Genomic DNA, 16,725 nt, shown 5'->3' on the forward strand with positions numbered 1-16,725 from the left:
AATTTTTGAATCAAATATCAGACTTGTAAAAAAAATATGATACAAAAAAAGAAACTAAACTCGCAGTGTTAAAAAAAAAAAGAAAAATAAAATTGAAAATAAAAATTTTCAATTTAAATACAGGTATATCCACCATCAACAGCAATAGCTTGACCAGTTACATAACTGGATTTAGGAGATGCGAGATATACAACTGTTGAATCCAATTCTCCATCGACACCAGATCTTCCAACAGGCACAACTGTTTTTGTGTATGCTTTGTATTCATCATTGTCAATTGTTGAACGAGTGAGTTCTGTTGGGAAAGTACCTGGACAGATTGCATTTACAGTAATGTTGTATTTTGCCCATTCTGCTGCTAATTGTCTTGTAAGGTTTACTACTCCACCTTTTGCTGCTGCATATGGAGATGTTGGTGTTGCCATGGTTCCTACTAAACCAAACATGGATGCAGTGTTAATGATTCTTCCGTATTTTTGAGGAATCATTGCTTCACGTGCAACTGCTCTTGACATTTTGAAGGTACCTGTAAGGTCTACATCAACAGTCATGTTCCATTCTTCATCAGTTAATAATTCAGCTTCTTTGGTTGCACCATATCCTGCATTATTATGGAGAATATCAATTCTTCCAAAGTGGTCCATGATTTCTTTTACACAGTTTTCCACACTTTCGGTATCTGTTACATCACAGGCCACACCAATGCAGTCTACTCCGATTTCTTTAATTTCTTCTACTACTTGGTCTAATCTTTCTTTTCTTCTTCCGGTAACTACAATGTTAGCACCATATCTTGCATATGCTTTTGCCATGTCAACTCCGATACCAGAGGAAGCTCCACTTACTACAGCCACTTGACCAGATAAATTAAATAAATCATTCATTTTTTATACCACATTAGGCATAATGCCTATAATTAACTATATAATATTTTTGACTATTTAAAAATATTTATTTTGCAAAAATTCATTAAATCAATGAATAATAATTAGGATTATGTAAAAATTATATGCATTTGTAATTGATTGATTAAGTATTTCCCCATTAGAAGTTCATATTAAAAACATATAAATCCAATCATTACAAAAATCACCAATAAATATTAATATAAATTAAAAATTATATTAAAAGTAATCGAATCATTAAAAAAGAGGAACTGATAATGATTGAAGAGCAGACAAAAAGTTATTCAAAAAAACAAATCTACAAAACCCTACACCCTTGGGTGAAACAGTGGTTTGATAAACAATTTGATGATTTTACACCTGCTCAAAAAAAATCAATCATTGACATACACAAAAATAACAACATTCTAATATCATCACCAACCGGATCAGGTAAAACATTAACTGCATTTCTATCGGTCATTAGTGAATTGACAACACTTGCTGAAAAAGACAAACTGGAAGACAAAGTTTACTGCATTTACATCTCACCGTTGAAGGCTCTGGACAATGATATCGAAAAAAATCTGGATGAACCTTTAGAAGGCATAGAAAAGATTGCCGGAAAAAAACTGGGAATTCGAAAAGCAGTACGTACGGGAGATACTACTCAATACCAAAGACAGAAAATGCTTAAAAAGCCACCACACATTCTTATAACCACCCCAGAAACATTATCCATTTTACTGGTAGCTCCAAAATTCAGGGAAAAATTAAGCAATGTGAAATATGTAATTATTGATGAAATCCATTCATTGGCTGAAAACAAAAGAGGAGTTCATTTAAGCTTATCCCTTGAAAGATTACAGCACCTAATCGGAAATTTTACCAGAATCGGACTATCTGCAACTGTTAGTCCTCTTGAAGAGGTGGCCAAATTTCTTGTAGGATATGAATATGGCATTGAAAGAAACTGCAAAATTGTCAAAATCGATTACTTGAAGGAATTGGACATGGAAGTAATGTGTCCGGTAAGTGATATTGTACTAGCAGATGAGGAAGATACCAGACTTGGAATGTATGACCTACTTGATGACCTAATTTGGGAAAATAAAACAACATTAATATTTACGAACACCAGAAGCGGTACGGAGCGCTTTGTTTATAATTTAAAGAAAATGTATCCAATGCACTACAACAATGAAAACATAATGGCTCACCATTCATCACTTTCAAAGGAAGTGCGTCTTGAAACAGAAAATAAATTAAAGGAGGGAAAACTAAAAGCAGTAGTTTCATCAACATCTCTCGAACTTGGAATTGATATAGGATACATTGATTTAGTCGTATTGATAAATTCACCGAAATCCGTTGCAAGAGCATTGCAGAGAATTGGAAGAAGTGGACATAGGCTGCATGAAAAATCTCGAGGAAGGATTATTGTAACTGACCGTGATGATTTAGTCGAATGCTCAGTTTTGCTTAAAAACGCTAAAGAAGGAAAAATCGACAGAATAAACATACCTACCAATTGTCTGGACGTGTTGGCACAGCATATCTATGGAATGAGCATTGAAAATCCATGGGATATTGATTACGCTTATGAAGTCATCAAAAAAAGTTATTGCTACAAAGACCTGACAAGAGATGATTATGAGGATGTTTTAAGTTATATGGCTGGAGAGTATCCTGAACTTGAAGAGAGATATGTTTACGCCAAAATTTGGATTGATTATGAGAAAAATACATTTGGAAAGCGTGGAAAGCTAGCAAGAATGCTTTATTCAACAAATATAGGTACAATACCTGACAGTTCTGGTGTTTTGGTTAAATGCGATGGTGAAACCGTTGGAAGAATCGAAGAAGACTTTATGGAAAGGCTTAAAAAAGGAGATACATTCGTTCTTGGAGGAAATACATACAGATTCAACTATGGAAAGGGAATGACAATCAACGTGACTCCAGCAATGGGACCTCCAACAATCCCTTCATGGTTTTCACAGCAATTACCATTATCTTTTGATTTGGCAATGGATATCCAAAGATTTAGAGCACACATGGATGTCAAATTTAGATACAGAAGAAGTAAAGAAGAGATAATGGAATTCATTCATGAATATCTCTATGTTGAGGATTTTGCAGCAAATTCAATATATGAATATTTTGTAGAGCAGTTCAAATATGCAAAAATACCAAGCAATCAGCTTTTACTAATCGAATATTACAAAGGATTTGGAGGAAGACGATTCGTAATATTCCATTCCCTGTTCGGCAGGAAAGTTAATGATGCTCTTTCAAGAGCAGTTGCATACATAGTTGCCAAAAGATACAACATTAATGTCACCATTTCAATATCAGACAACGGTTTTTATTTAAGTTCAGATGGCAAAATCGGTGGGCTGGAGTCATTTAGGGAATTAACCCCCGAAAACTTTGAAAACATACTGTCACAATCATTAAATAAAACCGAAACACTGGCTTCAAGATTCAGACATTGTGCCGGACGATCATTAATGACCTTAAGAAGATACAAGGGAGAGTCAAAATCTGTCGGACGCCAACAGGTCAGGGGAAAAATACTATTAAAATTCGTGCAGGAAATGGATGAAAATTTTTCAATTTTAAAAGAGGCCAGAAGGGAAGCATTGGAAGACTATATGGATGTTAAAAATGCTTTGAAAATAATCGAATGGGTTGCTTCAGAAGAAATGGAAGTGAAAACAATAAATACTGTTATACCAAGCCCATTTGCATTTAATTTAATATCTCAAGGATATCTAGATGTATTGAATCAAAATGATAAGGCAGAATTTACAAAAAGAATGCATCAAGCTATTTTAGATCAAATTAGAGATAAATTAAAAGACATATATTGAACATTCAAACTAAAAAAAATTAAATACTCTCATGAACAATATTAAATATTGACTAAAGGTGATAATCATGACAAAATGGAGAGCAGTAATTATAGGTTTTATATTATCTGTAATTGTTCAATCATTCTTTGCACATTATGATTTTATTGGATTATTAATTATTGGATTCATTACCGGATATATTGCCCATGATGGAGCCCTTGGAGGCTTATGGAATGCAGCCCTTGCCGGTGCATTAGGTACAATTGTCTGTGCAATACTATTCATACTGACCACAACAATTGGCGGAAGCTTTATGGGAGTATTTGGAGGCCTTACTGGATTTACAACATCCAGCATAGTAAGTATTCTCGCAATTATCGAAGAGTTACTTTATTATGCAATTGTCATGGGAATAACAGGAGCCATAGGAGGAGCAATAGCTTCTAAGAAATAAGTTTTTGGAGAAATAAAATGAGAAAATTCACTAATTATAACTTTAAATCACTAGTATTTGGAGCGGCAATAGCTGCAGGATTTGTAATATTGGGATCAATGTATAGCGAATTCCTTTATGCATTCGCATCAATCGGATTTTTGTATGTGGGATACAATGCGCCAAATATAAAAACATCAGCACTACTTGGAGCTTTTGCATCAACACCAGTAATGTACCTTGCATTAGATGGAGTATTTAAAGAAGTACCACCAACAGAACAAGGAAGAATAACCATGATAATTGCAATCCTCATTGTTGGTATGCTTGTTGCAGTCATTGGTGCATGGGCAAAAAGAAGCCGTGTAAAAGCAAAAGAAGAATACGAAAAAAAGCAGAAAATAGGCAAAAACAAAAAGAAAAACAAAAACACTAAAGAACCCCAAAAAGAAAATAAAGGTCTTTTAAGTAAAATTTCAAAAAAAGAATAAAAAAATAATAACTAAATTATGTTATTATTTTTTCTAATTCATCTCTTTCTATACCACGTTTAATTTCTAAAGCAATTCTTCTACCCATACTCATTGGTTTGCCGTATGTTAAGTAGGAGTAAGGAGAACCATCCATAAATGTATTTGTTCCACCATCAGTTCTTGCACTGATTTCAAAACAGATTACTTCAAGATTATCATTGACTAATGTTTGCATACAGAAAGGACCGTTTAATCCAGGAGCAACTAATTTTTTAGCACTTTCTGTTAATTTATCTGCAATATCAAATACTTGTGGAAGTAAAGATTCACGAATTACCGCAGGATGGTTACCAGTTACAACATAAGAAGGACTCAAATCAATGTCCAATTGATCTTTTGCAGGCATTCTTACAAATCCGTCAATACTGGATTCATATCTTGTATCCATACCCATCAATTCTACAGAATCATCAAGTGCAGAGTAGAAATAGTGTATACAGTAATTACATCCTGAAACGTATTCTTCAATGTGAGCTGCTTCAACATCACTGTCTTCTAACCATCCACGTGCTTTCATAGCATCAATTTTTGAATTGAACTCTTCTGTAGATGAAGCTACAAAGTAACCTCTACCGCCTCTAGCACCAGGGAACTTGACCATAACAGGTCTGTCAATTTCATCAGGTCCATTATATTTGAAAGGTATTCTTACATCACCTTCAACAAGCAAAGCTCTTTCCTTATCTCTTTCTGCTTCCCATCTAAGTACATCCCTATTTCCAAACATCGGAACGTTGAATTTATCTTCAACATTATCTAATCCGGCATAAGCAACAAAAGATCCATGAGGTACAACAATTGCGTTCATATCCCTAAGTTTTTGCTGAACATCTTCATTGACAATATCCTTGAATTCATCGACAATAATATATTCATCAGCGACATCGAAACGTTGATATGGAATTTCACGACCTTTTTGACATACGATAGCTGTTCTAAACCCTTCTTCTTTAGCACCTTGCAAAATATGTAAAGAAGTGTGGCTTCCGAGAGTAGCTATTGTGATTTCACTTTTGTCATATCCAGATAAAATATCTAAAATATCTTCCTTTTTAACTTCTCCCATTTTATCTTCTCCTCAAAGAATGATGATATTATATATGTTTTTAGGAATTTATAATATTTTTTATTATTCATGAATGAATTCTAAAAAAAATATTAAAGTGAGAAATTACAAATAATAAGACTATATTTTTATTGAATTATTAAAGGTTGAAAAAAATGTTAATAGGATTAATTTCAGACACACATATCCCAGATAGAGCTAAGGAAATACCTCAAAAAGTATTTGATGCATTTAGTGAAGTTGATTTGATATTGCATGCAGGCGATTTGACTTCACTAAAAGTAATAGAAGATTTGGAAAAAATAGCTCCGGTTATTGCAATTCAAGGAAATATGGATAGGGTCAATGGAATTAATCTACCTGTTGCAAAAGTCATTGAAGCTGAAGGGCTAAAAATTGGAATTGCACATGGGGAAGTTTATCCAAGAGCAGACACACAGCAACTGGTTTATCTTGCTAGGGAACTGGATGTTGACATATTAATTACAGGACACTCCCACCAACCAAAAATAGAGCAAACAGATGGAGTATTATTGCTAAATCCAGGAAGTCCAATTGTACCAAGACTTGCAGACAGAACCGTAATGATACTTGAAATCAATAATAAAGAAGTGGATGTCGAAATTATAAAAATTGGGGCTCCAGTATGCAGTGCTCTGGATTTTGACCAATACAAGAGGGATTGAAATGGGAAGCAAATGGCAAATGGAAAAACATAATGATCCATATTATAAAAAAGCAAAAAAAGAGGATTACCGTTCAAGAGCATCTTATAAACTTAAACAATTAGATAAAAAATATAAAATCATAAAGGAAGGAAACACCGTTGTAGATTTAGGGGCGGCTCCCGGTGGATGGTCACAGGTCGCATTGGAAAAAGTTGGAGAAGAAGGAATAGTTGTTGGTGTGGACCTGAACAGATTCAAAAAGTTCCATGAAGAAAATTATTATGGAATAAGAGGAGATTTTACAACTCCTGAAGTTCAAGAAAAGATTATGGACATCATCGGAGGAAAGGCAAAAGTTGTAATGTCCGATGCATCACCATCCCTTAGCGGAATTAAAAATATAGACCAATTACGATCAATTGATTTGGTAAATGTGGTTATTGAAATAGCCGAGAATATTCTTGAAGAAAAAGGAAATCTGGTAATGAAAGTTTTCCAAGGTCCCGAATATAAATCAATGTTAGATTCCCTTAAAGGAAAATTCAGACATGTCAGGACAACCAAACCAGCATCCTCACGTAAAAAAAGTTCTGAAATGTATGTAGTAGGCTTGGAGTATAAACCAAAAAATAGAAAAAAAAGAAATTAAAGTTTATTGTAGGCATCATTAGCGGATTGAAGTTCCTTTTTAGCGAAATCAATCCTACTGTCCACTTCATTAGATGGTTTACCAGCATCTAAAGCACTTTGAACGTTTTCAATAGCTGAATTAGCTCTAGATAACTCTAGTTTTGCATCATTATAAACCTTAATGTCATTAGCACCACCAGCATAATAAGTAGATTTGACACTCTCAAACTTGGCGGACAAATTAGAATATGATGATTTTAACTCTGCAAGGTCATCATATTGGGTACCTGAAGATATTCCATCTGTAATACCTTCCGAAACCATACTATATCCTACATAAGCTACAACAATAATTGTTGAAATAATCATGATGATTCCAACAACAGAAATTAACATTGAAGTTGATTTGAATATGCTTAGTCTAGATTTCCTCATAATACCCTCAAAATAAAAAAAATTTTTGTATATAAGTATTATTATTAATTTTACTATTTAACATTTACCAATACTATTAGTTATCATATGCTCTGATACAATAATTTTTAAAGTATGAAAAAATAATAATATAGATAATGAATTCTACTGCTAAATCACAAACATCAATTGCAAAATTTGAAGAATTTTTTTCAACTTCATACAAGGACGATGTTTTTGAAATACTTGAAAAATACCCTGATGAAAGATCACTCAATGTAGATTATAATGCATTGGAAATATTCGATCCTGACTTAGCAGATTTATTAATTGATAAACCTGAAGAGGTTATTCAAGCAGCACAAATAGCTATTAAAAACATAGACCCCCTTGTAAAAGATGCGGACATACACATCCGATTTGAAAATCTTACAAACATAATTCCTTTAAAAACATTATTAAGTAAGTATATTGGAACTTTTGTTGCAGCTGATGGCATTGTAAGAAAAACTGATGAAATAAGACCACGTATTGAAACTGGAGTATTTGAATGTAGGGGCTGTATGAGATTGCATGAAGTTGAACAGACTTCAAGCAATACCATTATAGAACCATCATTATGTAGTGAATGTGGTGGACGATCCTTCAGATTGCTTCAAGAAGAATCAAAGTACATAGACACCCAAACCGCTAGAATGCAAGAGCCTTTGGAAAATTTATCCGGAGGAACAGAACCAAAGCAAATGCTAATGGTATTGGAAGATGATTTAGTAGATGAATTAAATCCGGGAGATAAAGTAAGAATTACCGGAACATTAAAAACATTCAGAGAAGAAAGAAGTGGTAAATTCAAAAATTATATTTATGTGAATCATATTGAAGCATTAGAACAGGAATTTGAAGAATTGCACTTATCTGAAGAAGACGAAGAAAAAATTATTGAATTATCAAAAGACCCTAAAATTTATGAAAAAATAATCAAATCCACAGCACCTTCAATTAGAGGATATCGTGAAGTAAAGGAAGCTATTGCATTACAGCTCTTCGGAGGAGCCGCAAAGCAACTGGAAGATGAAACCAAATTAAGAGGAGACATTCATATCCTCATAGTAGGGGATCCAGGTATAGGTAAATCACAGATATTGAAATACGTATCAAGATTAGCGCCCAGAAGTATTTATACAAGTGGTAAAGGTACTACAGGTGCGGGTTTAACTGCAGCAGCAGTCAGAGATGAACTTGGAGGATGGTCTCTTGAAGCAGGTGCATTAGTGCTTGGGGATCAAGGAAACGTATGTGTTGACGAACTGGACAAAATGAGGTCTGAAGACAGATCTGCACTTCACGAAGCACTGGAACAACAGACTGTAAGTATTGCTAAAGCAGGAATCATGGCAACATTAAACTCAAGATGCTCAGTTCTTGCAGCGGCAAACCCTAAGTTTGGTAGATTTGACAGATATAAAATCCTTGCAGAACAAATTGACTTACCTGCACCGATTATTTCCCGTTTCGATTTAATCTTTGTTGTAGAAGACAAGCCAACCAGAGAGGGAGATGCGAAATTAGCAGACCACATCCTGAAAATACACCAGTCAAATACAGTAGATTATGAAATAGAACCAGAATTACTTAGAAAATACATTGCATATGCCCGTAAAAATGTGAATCCTCATTTGACTGATGAAGCAATGGAAGTTTTAAGAAATTTCTATGTGGACACCAGGAACAGTAATCCTGAAGAGCAAGCAGCAGTTCCAATTACTGCAAGACAACTGGAAGCTATTATCCGTTTATCAGAAGCAAGCGCTAAAATAAAACTCAAAGAAACAGTAGATAAGGAAGATGCACAAAAGGCTGTAGCCTTACAGATGGCATGTCTCAAGGAAGTTGGTGTTGACCCTGAAACCGGAGAGATGGATATTGAGGTAATGGAAGGAAGAACACCTAAATCAGATCGAGATAAAATACAAAGAGTTACTGAAGAAATTGCACTTTTAGAAGAAGAATATGCTGGAAATGCACCATTAAATGTTTTAATATCAAATATGAATGAAAAATATGGAATAAGTGAAGATAAAGTTGAAAGCATTGTTCGCAATTTAAGGCAAAAAGGTGTGATTTACGAACCGAATACTGGATATTTCAGAAGAGTTTCCTAAACTCTTTAATTTTTTTATTTTTATTTAACTATTTTTTTTAAAAAAATTTTCCAAAACAACAATACATTAATAAAGGATTAAAATAAAATTTAATATATTATACTTATACTAATTTTTTACGGAGAGATAATATGGATAAATACGAAGAATTATTAGAAAGAGCAATAGACCAATTACCTCCAGAAGTATTTGAACACAAAAGATTTAAAATTCCTAAAGCTTATTCAGATATCCAAGGTAATAGAACATTCATTAAAAACTTTAAAGATGTTGCAGAAGGTTTAAATAGAGACCCACAACACTTATTAAAATTCTTAATGAGAGAATTAGGTACTGCCGGAAATATTGAAGGTCAAAGAGCAATTTTACAAGGTAAATTTACTCATTACCTAATTAATGAAAGAATTGAAGATTATGTGGACAAATATGTTATTTGTCACGAATGTAACAGACCAGATACAAGAATTATCAGAGAAGGTAGAATATTCTTACTTAAATGTGCTGCATGCGGTGCAACAGCACCTTTAAAATCATTATAATTTTACCTTTTTTACTTATTTTTTATTGATAACATGTTTTGTGTAGAGTGCGGAAGTACTGAAAAAAAGATGATTGGAAACATCTGCATAGACTGTTTTTTAAAAGATTTTCAGATGATTGAAATACCTGAACGTATTGAAGTTCAGATTTGCAGCCATTGTAACAGTAAACTTGAGGAAGGTAAATGGAGTGAGGAAAACATTCCAGAAGAAGAAATCATCTACAGAGCACTCGAAAGAAACATCCAAATAGCTGATGAAGTTTCAAATGAAATAATCAACCTTGAAATTGATTCAATGAAAGGAACAATTGCCAGCTGTTATGTTGAAGTTGTTGGAGAAGTTTATGGAGAACAACTTGAGGAAACACATGACAGCGAAGTAAAAATATTAAAAACTGTCTGCCCAACTTGCAGTAAATTGCAGGCAGGATATTATGAATCCGTTATTCAATTCAGAGCAGACAGTAGAGAAATTAAAAAAGAGGAATATGCAAAAGCAGATGAAATTGTTGAAAGAACATTAATCAAACAAAGCAAAAAAGACAAACTTGCATATTGTCCGCAAATAGCTAGATTAAAAGAAGGATATGATTATTACATAGGTTCATTGAAATCCGGCAGAAAAGTGGCCGAAGCATTGAAGGATGAATTTGGAGGAGTTATTAAAGAATCTCCAAGGCTCATCAGTGAAGACAAGTCTACAGGAAAAGGACTTTACAGAATTTGGATTTCAGTAAGAATTCCCGAATTTGAAATAGGAGACTTTATCAGATATGAAAATAGAATTTCACAAGTTCACGACATCGATAAAAATAGAATTATCTGTATTGACATTGCAAAAGATAATAAACAGTTCACAATCCCTTTAAAGAATATGGAAAAGGTAGAGCTTGTTAAAAAAGAAGAAGAAATTGAAACTACAACAATAATATCCAAATCTCCAAAAATGATTCAAATCCTAGATCCAAGCGATTATTCAGCTGTAGATTTGGAAATGAAAGAAGGATTTGAAGATTATAATATCGGAGAAGAAATTAAGCTAATTAAAATTGATGATTACATTTATTTAATAAATTAAGTGATAAAATGAATATTGAAGAAAAAATTCAATTAATTGAAGAAGGAACCTTAGAGATTATAGATATCGAAGAATTAAAAGAAGTTCTTAAAAAAGAACAACCTATAGCTTATACAGGTTATGAACCTTCAGGTAAAATCCATTTAGGACATGCAGTAACCGTGCAAAAATTAAAACAATTACAAAGTTTAGGTTTTAAAATTAAAATCCTTCTTGCAGATTATCACGCATTTTTAAATGGAAAAGGAACTGTTGAAGAAATTGCAGAAACTGCAGAATACAACAAAAAATGTTTCCAAGCATTAGGGCTTGATGAAACAACCAAATATGTTTACGGTTCTTCTTTCCAATTGGAACCTGATTATACAGATAAAGTTTACCAATTAGCAACAATGACCACTTTGAAAAGAGCCAGAAGAAGTATGGATCAAGTAAGTCGTGCTGATGACAACCCAAAAGTAGCAAGCGTTATTTATCCAATTATGCAAACTGTGGATATGGCTGCATTAGATGTTGATGTTGCGCTTGGTGGAATGGAACAGAGAAAAATCCAAATGTTGGCACGTGAAAACTTAGAAAAAATAGGCGAAAACGTACCTGTCTGTATTCACACCCCATTATTGCACGGTCTTGACGGTGATGCTAAAATGTCTTCCAGTAAAGGAAACTACATAGCTGTAGACGATTCCGTTGAAGAAATCACTAAAAAAATCAAAAAAAGCTTTTGCCCACAAGGAGAAGTCAATGACAACCCGATTATTGAAATTGCAGAAACTTTTGTTTTCCCAAATCAAGATACTTTACTTATCAAAAGACCTGAAAAATTCGGAGGAGACATCGAATTAACCCACGATGAATTAATCAAAGACTTTAGTGAAGGTAACTTACATCCAATGGATTTAAAAAATGGAATTAAAGATTTCTTAATTGAATTCTTTGCTCCTGTAAGAGAATACATGGAGGAAAACTAAAATGGTTGAAGAAAAAGAAGAGTTTGAAATGGGTTTGCCAAATGGTGTTGGCGAACAAATGCTTGCACATGCTTTTGAAAAATTCGATATTAAATTAGAACAAACAGAATTCGGACCTAAATTAATAGGTGAATATGATGAGCTTGTTAAAGCAAGAGAATTTTTAGAAAATGCAATTCGTGAAAGAATAAAAGAATTATCAGGAGAATAGATTTCTCCACATACTTTATTTTTTGAAACAATTCCCATATTCAACATAATCCCCAAATTAGCTTTTGGAATGTTAAATTGTTTTTTTAATTCAAAATCATTATCAAACTAATTTTAGACAAAAACGATTTGATTAAATCATTTTTTTACATACTCATTTTTAATGTCCTAAAATATAATTTTATAAATTAAAACCAGTTATTTTAATTAATATGATTTCAAACAAGTTATTTTTTAAATTATTGCTCAAATCAATGAATTTGGAAAATAATCATGATTAAATATGGATAATAATTTATTTTTAGATAAATTAAAGGAAATCATAAAATAAAAGTTATTTAGACTTATCATCAAGTATACTTTATATGTAATAAATATTTGTCAAAAACAAAGCCCTACAAAAAATATTTTTACAATTAAACAGTTAATTAAATCTTATTAAAAATATTATAAAATTTTCAGTAAAGTTTATATATATCTAAATAAAAACAATTAGTTAGACTTAACTTGAATTTTAATAAAGTTAAAATGAATTAGTTAAGTCATAATAAACGAGGTTAAATTAAATGTTTAAATTTGATAAAGAACAAGAAATTTTTGACTTCGCAGGAGTCAAAATGGGTGGACAACCTGGAGAATATCCGACCGTTCTAGCAGGAACTATTTTCTATGGTGGACACAACATCATAAATGATGAATTAACTGGTGACTTCGACAAAAGTAGAGCTGAAACATTAGTAAATGACATGGCATCTATTTCCGACGTTACCGGTAATCCTTACATTGTACAAGTTTTCGGACAAACCGTTGAAGCACTTCCAAAATATATTGAATATATTGGAGAAATTTGTGATGCTCCATTCCTTATAGATTCTACATCCGGTGATGCAAGAGTTGCTGGTGCGCAGTACGCTGATGAAACCGGATTAACAGAAAGAGCAATCTATAACTCCATTAACATGGCAGCAGATAAATCTGAATTAGATGCCCTTGCTGAAACCAACATTTCTGCTTCAATTATTTTAGGATTCAACCCAATGAATGCTACAGTTGAAGGAAAAATGGCCATGTGGGAAGATGGAGACGACGGTGCATATGAAAAAGGTTTACTTGAAGTAGCTGCAGAGTGTGGAATCGACAAATTCATGATGGACACTGCAGTTACTCCATTAGGTCAGGGTGCAGGTATCGCTGCGAGAACTTCATTTGCTGAAAAAGCAAAATGGGGATATCCTGTAGGATCAGGAATTCACAATGTACCGTCCGCATGGGACTGGTTAAGAGATTACAAAAAAGAAGGAAACAAAACCGCATTCACTGTTTGTGATATCGGTGCAAACATTGTTCAGGTAATGTGCGCAGGAGATTTTGTTCTCTTTGGACCTATTGAAAATGCAAGCATCGCATTTCCTGCAGTAGCACAAACAGACATGTTCATATCCGAAGCTGCAAAACCTTTAGGAACAGAACCTGTAGATTACCACCCTATGAACAAGTTAGTATAATTATCAATTGTTAATGCATTTTCAAACCTCAACATCGATTTGTTCCAAAATATCCTCAAAAGTGATATTGCAAATCTTAAACATTAATCCAAAAAATACCGAAAAGCACTGGAGCAAGCACCTCCAGTGCCCCAATTTAAAATTTAACCAAAAATCCACCAACATTTCTAATTTTTAGTTTTAATTTCGCCACCAGAGTTCAGTTTTCAATTGAATAGAATATCATTAGCCAATTCTTTGACATTTAATATGCAACAACTTTATCAAACATACTTTATTTTTTAAACACAATTTATAAAAGTTCAAATAGAATTTATGTCAGTAATTTTTTTAATGAAAATTAATAAAATCAAATAGAATCCAAAAAAACATTATAAAATCTATTTTATAAATTAAATATTATTTTTAATCAATTTTTTAAAAAAATAAGACGAAATAAGAAATATGAAAAACAGAGATATTGTAAAAAAATATCAACCTTACTTGAAAAATCAAGCCCATTTATATACTATAAGAAATTACTTTTAATTAACTGTAGGTGATTGTATGAAACGATTTACAAAAATGGAATATGAAAATCCAGACGACATGGTTTTTGGATTTGCAAAACATCCTGTAAAAACAAAATATGATATGGAAATTGGAGCAGGATATGTAAACCCAATAATAAAAGTAGCTCCCAAAGAAGGCAGCGAAAATTCCATGGAAAGTATGGTTGCAGAATGCAGAAACATAACAATAAGTGCATGTCAAAGAGCCTTAAATATTGGTCTTCCTTCTTTCATCATAGAACAAGAACATATTGCTCAGCAGACCTCAAATCCAGAATGGGCAGGTGCATGTACCCAGGCACAAGTAGAAGTTCTGGAAAAATTCCATGACGAATATGGAATTAAGGTAGCTCTTAAAGCAACCCCTGCAGACATCAGGGACGAAGAAAAAGGCTCAAACTACAGGACATCAGAACAATATCAAAATGTGATGGAATCCATCGAGGAATGCTGTGAAAATGGAGCATCAATAATCTGTATTGAAACCACTGGAGGAAAATCAGTTTCCGATTATGGCATTTCACGAGGAGATCCAAGGGCCATACTGTTCGGTATTGGAGTTTTAGGAAGCATAGACATGGAATTCATGTGGGAAGAGATTGTAAAAATCTGTAACAAACACAATGTAATTCCAGGAGGAGACACCAACTGTTCACAATCCAATACTGCAATGTTTTTAGCTGGAGGATTGCTTGATAAAGACTGTTCACATACCCTTGCCTCAATTGCAAGAGGTATTGGAGGAGCAAACAGTTTGGTTGCTGTTGAATGTGGTGCAAAAGGACCTTTAAAAGATTGCGGATATGAAAACCCAATAGTCAAGTCCATTAGTGGAGTTCCAATTGCAACAGAAGGTAAAAATGCAGTGTGTGCACACTCAGATTTGATGGGTAACCTGATTGCAGGAATCTGCGACTGCTGGAGTAATGAATCAGTTTACCACAGAGAAGAAATGGGCGGAACTACACCTGAAGTATGGCTTCAGGCAACAGGATTTGAAGCTGCTTTAATGAATACTTCAATCCAAACCGGCGAAGAAAAAACATTAAGGGACTTATACACCTTAGCCGACAAGTACAGAGACCCCCAAGCATTAATATTAGCATATGACAATGCATACAGAATAGGTGAAGCGATTGTGGAATATGGTGATGACCCATATCTAAGAAGCATTGCAGCGGCATTGGAAGTTGGAAAAATCATTACCGAAGCTGTTGAAGCTAAAAAGATACAATTAACAAGATTCGAACAAGACAGTTTGAACAGTGCAATTAGAACATTTAATAAATTGCCTGATGACTCAGCTAAATTTATTAAACGTAGCGTCAGAAGATACGGTCGTAAAGTTGAAGATTTCGACCCTAAAAATTATGAATTATAAGAGGGATTGAAATGAGTTATAAAGATTTGGAAGATAAGATAAGCCAAGACAAAATAGCTATCAGATACAATGTTGTTGCTGAAGGAGCTGCAATGAAAGCGGAAGACTATCCTGAAGTAAAAGAAATATTGCCAACTGAAGAGCCATTCAGAAAAATAGCTCTGGAAATTTTATACGAAGACAAGATTAATGCATTGAAAGATGTTAAAAAATCCCTTGAGGAAGGATATTCACCAATAGAACTTATCAACAATGCTTTAATGAAAGGAATCGATGCAGTAAGTACATTATATACAAAAGGAGTTTATTTCCTACCTGATTTAATGCTTGCCGGAGATGCAATGATGGAAAGCGTTAAGGAATGTGAAAAAGTCCTTGGCCACAAAAGCGATACAAAAGGAACAGTAGTATGTTTTGTAGCTGAAGGAGACCCTCACGACATAGGCAAAAACCTAATTTTAATGTTTTTAAGAGCCGGAGGATTTGAGGCAATTGACTTAGGACGTGATGTTGCAGCACAAAGAGTCGTTGAAGCCGTGAAAGAATATGATCCATTATTCATGACAGGTACCGCACTCATGACCACAACAATGACCGCATTTCCAAAAGTTGTTGAAGCACTTAAGGAAGCCGGCCTTGAAGTTCCTGCTATAGGATGCGGTGGTGGAGCAGTCAGAAAAGATTATGTGGAAACAATGGACATGACCGTTTATGGCGTTGAAGCATACCATACTCCAAAATTGGCAGATGCAATCCTGAATGACAACAAAAATTGGGAAGATTTAAGAAAAGAATACAGCGACATTGTTGGAGAATTCGTATCAGAATATGCAAGCTAAG

At 33.6% G+C, this 16,725-nt stretch carries 16 protein-coding genes; 13 read left to right on the forward strand and 3 right to left on the reverse strand.

All coding sequences use genetic code 11. From position 1 onward, the window contains the following. Positions 1 to 113: 113 nt before the first annotated feature. Positions 114 to 884, reverse strand: a complete 771-nt coding sequence (locus tag UIB65_RS04160) for an SDR family oxidoreductase (protein ID WP_330039860.1) — start codon at positions 882 to 884, stop codon at positions 114 to 116. A gap of 278 nt (positions 885 to 1,162) precedes the next feature. On the opposite strand from UIB65_RS04160, the gene UIB65_RS04165 reads away from it, so the two are divergent. The 3 genes from UIB65_RS04165 (at position 1,163) to UIB65_RS04175 (ending at position 4,666) form a co-directional block, all read left to right on the forward strand. After that, positions 1,163 to 3,760 (forward strand): ATP-dependent helicase, encoded by a 2,598-nt coding sequence (locus UIB65_RS04165; RefSeq protein ID WP_330039861.1) that lies wholly within the window; start codon positions 1,163 to 1,165, stop codon positions 3,758 to 3,760. Between the two features lie 67 nt (positions 3,761 to 3,827). Next, positions 3,828 to 4,196 (forward strand): DUF5518 domain-containing protein, encoded by a 369-nt coding sequence (locus tag UIB65_RS04170; RefSeq protein WP_330039862.1) that lies wholly within the window; start codon positions 3,828 to 3,830, stop codon positions 4,194 to 4,196. 17 nt (positions 4,197 to 4,213) lie between these two features. Next, positions 4,214 to 4,666: a hypothetical protein gene (locus tag UIB65_RS04175; RefSeq protein WP_330039863.1), complete on the forward strand. Its 453-nt coding sequence runs from the start codon at positions 4,214 to 4,216 to the stop codon at positions 4,664 to 4,666. 16 nt (positions 4,667 to 4,682) lie between these two features. Here UIB65_RS04175 and UIB65_RS04180 read toward each other — a convergent pair whose 3' ends face one another. Continuing rightward, complete coding sequence (locus tag UIB65_RS04180) at positions 4,683 to 5,774, reverse strand: formate--phosphoribosylaminoimidazolecarboxamide ligase (RefSeq protein WP_330039864.1); 1,092 nt, start codon at positions 5,772 to 5,774, stop codon at positions 4,683 to 4,685. A gap of 146 nt (positions 5,775 to 5,920) precedes the next feature. Here UIB65_RS04180 and UIB65_RS04185 point away from each other — a divergent pair, with 146 nt between their 5' ends. Together UIB65_RS04185 and UIB65_RS04190 are read left to right on the forward strand one after the other, a co-directional pair. Further along, positions 5,921 to 6,460: a metallophosphoesterase gene (locus UIB65_RS04185; protein WP_330039865.1), complete on the forward strand. Its 540-nt coding sequence runs from the start codon at positions 5,921 to 5,923 to the stop codon at positions 6,458 to 6,460. A gap of 1 nt (position 6,461) precedes the next feature. Beyond that, on the forward strand, positions 6,462 to 7,091 hold the full coding sequence (locus UIB65_RS04190) for an SAM-dependent methyltransferase (RefSeq protein ID WP_330039866.1): 630 nt from the start codon (positions 6,462 to 6,464) through the stop codon (positions 7,089 to 7,091). Here the strand turns inward: UIB65_RS04190 and UIB65_RS04195 are convergent. Continuing rightward, entirely contained in the window at positions 7,088 to 7,507 is a 420-nt protein-coding gene (locus tag UIB65_RS04195; protein ID WP_330039867.1) for a hypothetical protein, read from the reverse strand. The two genes, UIB65_RS04190 and UIB65_RS04195, sit on opposite strands and share 4 nt — an antisense overlap. Before the next feature lie 137 nt (positions 7,508 to 7,644). On the opposite strand from UIB65_RS04195, the gene UIB65_RS04200 reads away from it, so the two are divergent. The 8 genes from UIB65_RS04200 (at position 7,645) to mtaC (ending at position 16,724) form a co-directional block, all read left to right on the forward strand. Further along, positions 7,645 to 9,648 (forward strand): minichromosome maintenance protein MCM, encoded by a 2,004-nt coding sequence (locus tag UIB65_RS04200; protein ID WP_330039868.1) that lies wholly within the window; start codon positions 7,645 to 7,647, stop codon positions 9,646 to 9,648. Positions 9,649 to 9,779: 131 nt separating this feature from the next. After that, on the forward strand, positions 9,780 to 10,187 hold the full coding sequence (locus tag UIB65_RS04205) for a translation initiation factor IF-2 subunit beta (RefSeq protein WP_330039869.1): 408 nt from the start codon (positions 9,780 to 9,782) through the stop codon (positions 10,185 to 10,187). A gap of 24 nt (positions 10,188 to 10,211) precedes the next feature. Beyond that, entirely contained in the window at positions 10,212 to 11,267 is a 1,056-nt protein-coding gene (locus UIB65_RS04210) for an NMD3-related protein (RefSeq protein WP_330039894.1), read from the forward strand. A gap of 8 nt (positions 11,268 to 11,275) precedes the next feature. Continuing rightward, the gene (locus UIB65_RS04215) at positions 11,276 to 12,238 is read left to right on the forward strand and encodes a tyrosine--tRNA ligase (RefSeq protein ID WP_330039870.1); all 963 of its coding nucleotides are present in this window, start codon (positions 11,276 to 11,278) and stop codon (positions 12,236 to 12,238) included. 1 nt (position 12,239) lies between these two features. After that, positions 12,240 to 12,449 (forward strand): hypothetical protein, encoded by a 210-nt coding sequence (locus UIB65_RS04220; RefSeq protein ID WP_330039871.1) that lies wholly within the window; start codon positions 12,240 to 12,242, stop codon positions 12,447 to 12,449. 565 nt (positions 12,450 to 13,014) lie between these two features. Beyond that, the gene (mtrH, locus tag UIB65_RS04225; protein WP_330039872.1) at positions 13,015 to 13,953 is read left to right on the forward strand and encodes a tetrahydromethanopterin S-methyltransferase subunit H; all 939 of its coding nucleotides are present in this window, start codon (positions 13,015 to 13,017) and stop codon (positions 13,951 to 13,953) included. 546 nt (positions 13,954 to 14,499) lie between these two features. Beyond that, the gene (mtaB, locus tag UIB65_RS04230; RefSeq protein ID WP_330039873.1) at positions 14,500 to 15,885 is read left to right on the forward strand and encodes a methanol--corrinoid protein co-methyltransferase MtaB; all 1,386 of its coding nucleotides are present in this window, start codon (positions 14,500 to 14,502) and stop codon (positions 15,883 to 15,885) included. Positions 15,886 to 15,896: 11 nt separating this feature from the next. Then, positions 15,897 to 16,724 carry a methanol--corrinoid protein MtaC gene (gene mtaC / locus UIB65_RS04235; protein WP_330039874.1) on the forward strand — a complete coding sequence of 276 codons (828 nt, stop codon included), beginning with the start codon at positions 15,897 to 15,899 and terminating at the stop codon, positions 16,722 to 16,724. Position 16,725 lies beyond the last annotated feature (1 nt).

This window comes from Methanobrevibacter sp. (assembly GCF_036307625.1).
GTDB lineage: Archaea > Methanobacteriota > Methanobacteria > Methanobacteriales > Methanobacteriaceae > Methanocatella.